This window comes from Paraburkholderia sp. Ac-20347 (genome assembly GCF_017104805.1).
Classification (GTDB): Bacteria; Pseudomonadota; Gammaproteobacteria; order Burkholderiales; family Burkholderiaceae; genus Paraburkholderia; species Paraburkholderia tropica.
Genome location: NZ_JAAGPN010000075.1, coordinates 26,931 through 35,934, shown reverse-complemented (window position 1 = coordinate 35,934; position 9,004 = coordinate 26,931). Strand labels below are relative to the sequence as shown.

Below are 9,004 nucleotides of genomic sequence, written 5' to 3'. Positions count from 1 at the left end.
GGCGGCATTCGGCAGCGACAAACCCGTGATGAGCGGCCCCGGCTCGCCGCGCGCATCGGCCAATCCTGCCAGCACGGCGAGCGCCGGGACCCGCGGCACGGAAACTGCTGTTACGGGCGCCGCCGCCGGATTCGCGAGCGCGGCGCGCGACAGCTACCAGCTCGTCTCGCGCAACGGCATCGTCGGTCATACGATGCGCGGCACCCAGGAATTCGAGTTCGCGTGGCGCGCGAGCGGCATGCTGATCCTGCATTCGGACGGCGTGGGCACACGCTGGGATCTGGCCGCGTGGCCGGGCCTCGCGCATCAGCCCGCCGTGGTGATCGCCGCCATGCTTTATCGCGACTTCTCGCGCCGCAGCGACGACGCCACCGTCGTCGTCGTCAAGGCGCAGCCGGGAGTACAGTTGAATCATGAATACGCCACTGTTGCGCATCCGGCTTGAGGCCGCCCAGGACGTCGTCGCCGCGCGCCGGCGCGCGCGCGAGCTTGCGGCCGGCTTCGGCTTTTCGCCGCTCGACCAGACGCGCATCGCGAGCGCCGTCTCGGAGATCGCGCGCAACGCCGTCGAGTACGCGGGCGGCGGCGAAGCGCTGTTCGCCTTCGACAGCGCGTGCATGCCGCAAGCCTTCGAGATCGTCGTGCGCGATCGCGGCCAGGGCGTGCGCGAAATCGAGTCCGTGCTCGACGGCACCTATCGCTCGCCCGGCGGCATGGGACTCGGCATCGTCGGCAGCCGCCGTCTGATGGACCGCTTCGAAATCGACTCGACGCCGCGCGGCACGACCGTCACGATGGCGCGCTACCTGCCGGCCGAGCGTCCCGCGCTGCGCGGCGCCGAACTCGAACGCATCGTGCGCGGCGTGAGCGCGGGCGAACCGCAGGCGCTGCAATCCGATTCGCTCGAAGAAATGCGTCAGCAGAATCGTGAACTCGTCGCCACGCTCGACGAACTGCGCGAGCGCCAGGACGAACTCGCGCGTCTCACGCAGGAACTCGAAGCGACCAATCGCGGCGTGGTCGCGCTCTACGCCGAACTCGACGAGCGCGCCGAAGAACTGCGCCGCGCCGACATGATGAAAACGCGCTTTCTCTCCAACATGAGCCACGAACTGCGCACGCCGCTCAGCTCGATCCGCGCGCTCGCCACCCTGCTGCTGAACCGGCTCGACGGCGATCTGAGCGAGGAGCAGGATCGCCAGGTCAAGCTGATTCTTTCGTCGGCGGAAACGCTCGGCGAGACCGTCGACGACCTGCTCGATCTCGCCAAGATCGAAGCGGGCAAGACCGTGGTGTCGCCCGCCTGGTTCGATCCCGCCGATCTGTTCGGCGCGCTGCGCACCATGCTCATGCCGCTCCTCACCACGCCGCTCGTCTCGCTCGAATTCGCGTCCACGGCGCAGCTGCCGCGCCTCTACACCGACGAGCCGAAGCTCACACAGATCCTGCGCAACTTCGTGTCGAACGCGCTCAAGTACACCGAGCGCGGCCAGATCCGCGTGGGCGGACAGCTCGAAGCGGACGGCGAGCGCGTGACGTTTTTCGTCGCCGATACCGGCATCGGCATCGCGCCCGAGCACCATCAGATCGTCTTCGAGGAATTCGGCCAGGTGGAGAATCGCCTGCAGCAACGCGTCAAGGGCACGGGCCTCGGCCTGCCGCTGTGCCGCAAGCTCGCCGCGCTGCTCGGCGGCGAAGTGGGCGTGGAAAGCGAACCGGGCGTGGGCTCGACGTTTTATGTGAGCGTGCCGGTGCAGCTCGATACCGGCGAAGCGGCACACGACGGCGCGCAGCACACGCCTAGCGACGCTCAAAGCGAAGCCCCCAACGAAGCGCCCGCCGAGCGCGCCACCTCCGGAGACGGCGCATCATGACGCCCGCCGCCACCTTGATCCTCAACGTCGACGACAACGAAGGTGCGCGCTATGTGAAATCGCGCGTGCTGCGCCACGTGGGTTTCGACGTGATCGAAGCCGCTACCGGCCAGGCCGCGCTCGACGCCGTGCGCGAGCACGAACCCGCGCTCGTGCTGCTCGACGTGAAGCTGCCCGACATCAGCGGCATCGAAGTGTGCCGCCTGATCAAGAGCGATCCGCAGACGAATTCCACGCTCGTGCTGCAAACTTCGGCGGCGGCCGTGCAGGCGCGCGACAAGATTCGCGCGCTCGACGGCGGCGCCGACAGCTATCTGACCGAGCCGGTCGAACCCGCCGAACTGGTCGCGAACGTGCGCGCGCTGCTGCGTCTGTACGCCGCCGAAAAGGCGCTGCGCGACGCCGACCGCCGCAAGGACCGCTTCCTCGCCACGCTCGCGCACGAACTGCGCAATCCGCTCGCGCCGATCCGCAACGCCATCGAACTGCTCGATCCGCGTCACGGCGCGAGCGACACCGGACGCGCCGACGCGCGTCTGATCGCGAGCCGTCAGGTCGAGCATCTGGGCCGTCTCGTCGACGATCTGCTCGACGTCTCGCGCATTTCGCACGGCAAGATCGCCTTGCAGATGAGCACGCTCGACCTGCGCCAGATCGTGGAAATCGCGGTGGAAACCAGCCGCCCGTTCCTCGATGCGAAGCAGCAGCGGCTCAGCGTCGAGATGACGCCGGGGCCGATTCATATCGTCGGCGACGGCATCCGCGTGGCGCAGATCATCAGCAATCTTCTGTCGAATTCCGCGAAATACACGGCCGAGGGCGGCGAGATCGGCCTGCGGCTCGAAGCCGGCGCGCGCGACGTGGCGATCCGCGTACGCGACAATGGCATCGGCATCGCTCCCGACGAACTCCCTTACGTCTTCGAACTCTTCATGCAATCACGCGAAGCACTCAAACGCGCCGACGGCGGCCTCGGCATCGGTCTCGCGCTCGTGCGCGAACTGGCGGAACTGCACGGCGGCTCGGTCGCCGCACATTCCCAGGGCGTCGGCCACGGCTCCGAATTCGAAGTGCGCCTGCCCTTGAGCGTCGCGCCCGAGGCGCCGCCGCCGGTCGCCAGCGCCCCTGCTTCGGATCCCGAAACAACGACTTCGAAGCGCCGCGTGCTGATCGCCGACGACAACGTCGACTCCGCCACGTCGCTGCTGATGCTGCTCGAACTCGAAGGCCACGATGTGCGCGTCGCGCACGACGGGCCGACCGCGCTTGCGATCGCGCAAAGCTTCCTGCCGCACGTGGCGATTCTCGACATCGGCCTGCCCGGCATGGACGGCCACGCGCTTGCCAAGGCGCTGCGCGCGGAGCCCGCGACGGCGCACGCGCAACTGATCGCGCTGACCGGCTACGGCCAGGAACGCGACCGCCAGGCGACCACCGAAGCCGGTTTCGACCGCCACCTCGTGAAGCCCGCGCCGTTCGACGAGATCCTGCGCGAGATCGAGGGCAGCAAAGCGCCTTGACGGCGCAGCCCTCGCGCCCTTTCACCCTCAAGACGCCATTCAAAGTTGCCGTTAACCGGATGAGCTTTCAACCATCCAACACCGGAGCAACGTTTGAACGGCAAAACGCGCGTCCTCACTGCCTTCCCCCCGCTGCGCCGCATGGCCTCGCTCGGCGCGCTCGTGCCATTCGTGCCGCTCGCAGGCGTCCTGCTGCTCAGTGGCTGCTTCACCGACACGCGCGTGGCCGCGACGCCCGCCCGGCCCGTCGCCATCGTCGCGCCGCCGCCGCCGGTCGTGGCAGCCGCGCCGGTCTACGTGCCGGAGCCGCACGACGCCTACGTGTCGGTCGTGGCCGACCGCGACGTGGTGTACACCGGCGGCGCGACCTATATCTGGTTCGTCGGCTCCGACGGCCATCGTCATCGGCACTATTACGGACGCGGCGATCTGCGCGGCGAGGTCATCCACCGCCGCGCGGAACTGCGCAACGTGATGGCGCATCACGACGGCCATCTGCCGATGCAGAACGCGTTCGTGCCGCCACCGCCGCCGCACGACGGGCCGCCCGTGCATCGTGTGCACGTGGAGATGACGCCGCATGGCCGTCCGATGGCGCGTCAGGCGGCGTATCAGCCGCATCCGCCCGCGCATGCGCCGGCGCCTCAGCACGCCGCGCATCGGCCCACTGCGCCCAACGCGCCCGCTGTGCAAAATCGCAGCGCGTCGCATCGTGCTCCGACGCAAAACCGCCAGGCCAGCAGCGGCCAGGACCACGGCCACCGTCCGCAGAACGCACGACCGGGCAACCCGCCGCCGATGGCGTCGACGCAACGTCCCGCCGCGTGATCGGCCGCTGATCGGCCCGCGCGGCTGCACATGAAAACGCCGGCGCGCTCACTGCGCGCCGGCGTTTTTTTATCGGCGATTTAGTTCGACATCCTTATCAATTCGCCAGACAACGCTTTGATCCGATGAATTACCCTATCAGCACAAGGGGCACAAGGGGCACAAGGGGAAAAACCGGACGCCACGATATATATCACGTTGCGATATAATTGCCGACTTCCGAAAGCCTGCGTCCGGCCGGACGCCCGTTCCGCCCCTCGATCGCCATGACGACCGTGTTCCGCTACAGATTGCTCCGCTGGCTGGCGCGCTTCGCGCCCAACCCCAACACGCTGCGCTGGCGCGAACGCCTGCGCTCGGGCGTCGGCGCGCTGATCGGCATCGGCTTCACGGGCGCGCTTTCGCATCATCTGCTCGGCAACGCATCGAGCATTCCGTATCTGATCGCGCCGATGGGCGCCTCCGCCGTGCTGCTGTTCGGCGTGCCCGCCAGCCCGCTCGCGCAGCCGTGGTCGATCATCGGCGGCAATCTCGTGTCGGCGACGGTGGGCGTGACCGCCGCGCTGCTGATCCCCGATCCGGTGATGGCCGCCGCCGTGGCCGTCGGCGTGGCGATCTGCGCGATGTTCACGCTGCGCTGCGTGCATCCGCCTTCGGGCGCGGTCGCGCTCACGGCCGTGCTCGGCGGCCCCGCCGTGCGCGCGCTCGGCTACGAATTCGTGTTCGAGCCGGTCGCGCTGCAATCGGTCATGCTGCTCGCCGCCGCGCTCGTCTATCACGCCGCCACCGGTCACCGCTATCCGCATGCCGCGCCCGCCGCGAAACCGGCGCAGCCCGCCGTGGGCGATGCGGGCAAGATCTCGCGCGCCGATCTCGAAGCCGTGCTGCGCGAGCGTAACGAACTGCTCGACATCGACACCGGCGATCTCGAAGCGCTGCTGCGCGAAACCGAAATCCGCGCCTACGCCCGCAGCTTCGGCGAACTCACGTGCGCCGACGTCATGTCGCGCAACGTGGTGAGCATCACGCCCGCCACAACCGTCGAAGCCGCGCGCGCGCTGCTCAAACAGCACGACGTCAAGGCGCTGCCCGTGATCGATGCGCAGCAGCACGTGAAGGGCATCGTCACGCGCGCCGATCTCGCCGACGACGGCGCCGAACTGCATCCGCTGCGCGTGCTGCTCTACGCGATCCTGCCCACGCTGCGCCCGCACGCGAACAGCCTCGAAGTCGCCATGCTGATGTCGACGCACGTGCGCACCGTGGCCGCCTCCACGCCGATCGTCGAGCTGCTCGGCCTGTTCGCGGGGCGCGGACACCATCACGTTCCCGTGGTCGACGCTCAGCGACGGCTCGTCGGCATCGTCACGCAGGCCGACCTGATTTCCGGGCTGCATCGCCAGGCCAGTCCGCAGCAGCCACAAAGCGCCTGACCCCGCGAACCGATTCACGCGAGGCCTTGTTTCAGGGCCTCGTTCGATCATAAATATCATGTTGTGATATATTTGCCTCACGCAACGTCATCACACGGATACCCGATGAAGCATCGCACCCGCGACCTCGCCAAAACCGATTTCGAACAGCTCTCCGAATTCCGCTACCAGATGCGGCGCTTCGAGCGCTTCTCGGAACAAGCGGCTCAAGGCGAGGGCATCACGCCGCTGCAATATCTGTTGCTGCTGCATATCAAGGGCTATCCGGGCCGCGAATGGGCGACCATCGGCGAGCTGGCCGAACGCCTGCAGGCGCAGCATCACGGCGTGGTCGCGCTGGTCTCGCGCTGCGAGGCGATCGAGCTGGTCGAGCGACGCGTGAGCGAGCGCGACCGCCGTCAGGTGGAAGTCCATCTGCTGCCCGCGGGCGAAGCGCTGCTCGCGCGCCTCGCCGAACTCCATCGCGCCGAGCTGCGTACGCTCGACGGCCGGTTCACCATTCCGCAAATCGATCTCTGACGACCATGCATTCCGACGACTCCCACAAGCGCGACTTTTCGACGAACGCGCGCCTGCCCGGCATCAGCGCGCTCGCCGCGGTGATCGGCGCGCTGGCCACGCTCGCCGCCTTCGTGCTGCTGAGCCTGATCCACGGGTTCACGAACCTGTTCTTCTTCGGCCAGCTTTCGTTCGCCGACCGCTCGCCCGCGCTCAACACGCTCGGCGCGTGGGTGATCGTCGTGCCGGTGGTGGGCGGCCTGATCGTCGGGATGATGGCGCGCTTCGGCTCCGAGAAAATTCGCGGCCACGGCATTCCCGAAGCCATCGAGGCGATCCTGTTCGGCAAGAGCCGCATGTCGCCGAAAGTGGCCGTGCTCAAGCCGCTGTCGTCGGGCATCGTGATCGGCAGCGGCGGGCCGTTCGGCGCGGAAGGTCCGATCATCATGACGGGCGGCGCACTCGGTTCGCTCGTCGCGCAATGCGTGCGCGTCACCTCCGCCGAACGCAAGACGCTGCTCGTGGCGGGCGCGGCGGCGGGCATGACGGCGGTGTTCGGCACGCCGGTCGCCGCCGTGCTGCTCGCGGTCGAGCTGCTGCTGTTCGAATGGCGTCCGCGCAGTTTCCTGCCGGTCGCGCTCGCGTGCGCCGTGGCCGGATTCACGCGCGCCGCGTTCTTCGGCACCGAACCGTTGTTCGCACTCCAGACGAGTCCGCCGCAAGCGGTCGCGCTGTTCTCGTGCGTGATCGCGGGCCTCTTGTCCGGCGCGCTCGCCTCGGGGCTTTCCGCCGCGCTCTACAAGGTCGAGGACCTGTTCGGCCGCCTGCCGCTGCACTGGTCGTGGTGGCCCGCGATCGGCGGTCTCGTCGTGGGGATTGGCGGCTTCATCGAGCCGCGCGCGCTCGGCGTCGGTTACGACGTGATCGGCGACCTGCTGCATCAGCATATCGTCGTGCAAGTAGCCGTGGCGCTGCTGGTCGTCAAGGCGATCATGTGGGTGGTCGCGCTGGGTTCGGGCACCTCGGGCGGCGTGCTCGCGCCGCTGCTGATGCTCGGCGCGGGGCTCGGCACGGTGCTCGGCCACGTGCTGCCCGGCAATGAACCGGCGCTCTGGCCGCTCGTGTGCATGGCCGCGACGCTGGGCGCGACGCTCGGCGCGCCGCTCACGGCCATCGTGTTCGCCTTCGGCCTCACGCACGACGCCAATGCACTGCTGCCGCTGCTCGCGGCCACGCTGGTCGCGCACGGTTTCGCGACCGTCGTGATGAAGCGCTCGATCATGACCGAGAAGATCGCGCGGCGCGGCTATCACATCTATCGCGAGTACGGCGTCGATCCGCTCGAACGTCATTACGCCGACGAAGTGATGACGCGCGACGTCGAGTCGATCGATGCGAGCCTCAGCGCGCGCGACGCGCTCACGCATTATTTCGGCCCGACGCAGAAGCGCCGCGCGTGGCCCGTGGTCCGCGACGGCGTGGTGCTCGGTGTCGTCGATCGCGCGACGCTCGATGCGCTGCGTGCAGGCGGCGCGGATGGCGCGCTCGATCAAGCGCTCGATCAGCCGCTCGGCAAGCTGCTCGCGCAACGCGTACCCGACGTGGCGCTGCCCGAGGAAACCTGCCGCCAGATCGCGACGCGTCTCGCCGTGCACGGGCTCGAACGGATGCCCGTGGTCAGCGACCGTCAGTCGATGCGAATCGTCGGCATCGTCTCGCGCAGCGACTTCGTGAAGCTCTCGCTGTCGCATTTCGAAGAGGAGACGAAGAAGGAGCGCTTCCGGCGCATAGCGATCGGCAACCCGAAGCGACGGTTTCCGCCCGTGCGCAAAGCGGGTTGAGGGCGGCTGAATCGCGCGACTGAACCCGTCGTGCGGATGAAGTGAACGCAAAGAAGCGGCGCTGAAGTTGAGCGCCGCTTTTTTGTTTTACGGCGAAGCGCAGACATCGGCCCACTCGCCCACACCGCCCCGGCTTGGCACGATTCGGCTGTTAGTTGCAAATGAACGAAGCGTGCGGATTCACGGTGCTGCGCCACATCTGTGCACCCTCGACGCGCGCACTGCTGCGGTGCACCACCTCATGCACCGCGATCGCGCATCCGCATCGCGCCGCGCTTCGTATCCCGCTCTTGTGCACCGCAGCGCAACTGGCACGCACCTTGCTGAAACAAACGCGAATCCCCACTGACGCGCGAAGCCGCCTCGACGCGGCTTGCCAGACAAGAACCGACAACCGTCGACCCCACCATGCCGACGACCCACGAAACACCATGCTGCGCGTCCTGCTCGTAACCGATACCGACAAGCCGATTGGCGATCTGCGCGACGCGCTCGCGCGGCTCGGCTACGACATGCTGGCCGAACCCGCGACGCCGCAGGCGCTGCATCGCGTGGTCGAGCGCGAGCGGCCCGACGTCATCATCATCGACACCGAATCGCCCTCGCGCGACACGCTCGAACAGCTCGCCGTGATGAACGCCACCGCGCCGCGCCCCGTGCTGATGTTCAGCAACGACGCGAATCAGCAGCTGATCCGCTCGGCGGTGAATGCGGGCGTGACCGCGTATCTCGTCGAAGGTCTCGCGGGCGAGCGCATCGCGCCGATCCTCGAAGTCGCGCTCGCGCGCTTCGCGCAGGAAGCGCAGTTGCGCGAACGTCTCACGCAGGCCGAAAACGAACTCGCCGAACGCAAGCTGATCGATCGCGCGAAGCGCCTCCTGATGGAACAACAGAAGCTGACCGAGCCCGCCGCGTACGCGTTGCTGCGCAAGCGGGCGATGAACCAGAGCCTGAAGCTCGCCGAGGTCGCGCGCCAGATCGTGGCCGCCGCCGGGTCGCAGGATTGAAGC

7 protein-coding genes and 1 pseudogene are annotated in these 9,004 nt (G+C 68.0%); all 8 read left to right on the top strand.

The annotated features are described in order from the left end of the window. A pseudogene (locus G3N97_RS16650) lies at window positions 1-445 on the top strand (hypothetical protein); the annotation flags it as partial. Further along, window positions 414-1,874 carry an ATP-binding protein gene (locus G3N97_RS16645; protein WP_205994219.1) on the top strand — a complete coding sequence of 487 codons (1,461 nt, stop codon included), beginning with the start codon at window positions 414-416 and terminating at the stop codon, window positions 1,872-1,874. The pseudogene G3N97_RS16650 and the gene G3N97_RS16645, both read left to right, overlap by 32 nt. Next, window positions 1,871-3,394, top strand: a complete 1,524-nt coding sequence (locus tag G3N97_RS16640) for a response regulator (RefSeq protein ID WP_205994218.1) — start codon at window positions 1,871-1,873, stop codon at window positions 3,392-3,394. The genes G3N97_RS16645 and G3N97_RS16640 overlap by 4 nt, the downstream gene beginning before the upstream one ends. A 93-nt stretch (window positions 3,395-3,487) precedes the next feature. Then, window positions 3,488-4,222: a hypothetical protein gene (locus G3N97_RS16635; RefSeq protein ID WP_205994217.1), complete on the top strand. Its 735-nt coding sequence runs from the start codon at window positions 3,488-3,490 to the stop codon at window positions 4,220-4,222. Between the two features lie 275 nt (window positions 4,223-4,497). Further along, complete coding sequence (locus tag G3N97_RS16630) at window positions 4,498-5,655, top strand: HPP family protein (RefSeq protein ID WP_346778075.1); 1,158 nt, start codon at window positions 4,498-4,500, stop codon at window positions 5,653-5,655. Between the two features lie 105 nt (window positions 5,656-5,760). Beyond that, window positions 5,761-6,174 carry a MarR family transcriptional regulator gene (locus G3N97_RS16625; protein ID WP_205994216.1) on the top strand — a complete coding sequence of 138 codons (414 nt, stop codon included), beginning with the start codon at window positions 5,761-5,763 and terminating at the stop codon, window positions 6,172-6,174. A gap of 5 nt (window positions 6,175-6,179) precedes the next feature. Beyond that, a complete protein-coding gene (locus G3N97_RS16620; RefSeq protein WP_205994215.1) occupies window positions 6,180-7,994 on the top strand; it encodes a chloride channel protein in 1,815 nt (604 codons plus the stop codon). Window positions 7,995-8,425: 431 nt separating this feature from the next. After that, window positions 8,426-9,001, top strand: coding sequence for an ANTAR domain-containing protein (locus G3N97_RS16615; protein ID WP_176081340.1), 576 nt, complete (start codon window positions 8,426-8,428; stop codon window positions 8,999-9,001). Window positions 9,002-9,004 lie beyond the last annotated feature (3 nt).

Coding starts and splice junctions, on each gene's coding strand:
- G3N97_RS16645 (WP_205994219.1), top strand. CDS start 414: ATGAATACGCCACTGTTGCGCATCCGGCTTGAGGCCGCCCAGGACGTC.
- G3N97_RS16640 (WP_205994218.1), top strand. CDS start 1,871: ATGACGCCCGCCGCCACCTTGATCCTCAACGTCGACGACAACGAAGGT.
- G3N97_RS16625 (WP_205994216.1), top strand. CDS start 5,761: ATGAAGCATCGCACCCGCGACCTCGCCAAAACCGATTTCGAACAGCTC.
- G3N97_RS16620 (WP_205994215.1), top strand. CDS start 6,180: ATGCATTCCGACGACTCCCACAAGCGCGACTTTTCGACGAACGCGCGC.
- G3N97_RS16615 (WP_176081340.1), top strand. CDS start 8,426: ATGCTGCGCGTCCTGCTCGTAACCGATACCGACAAGCCGATTGGCGAT.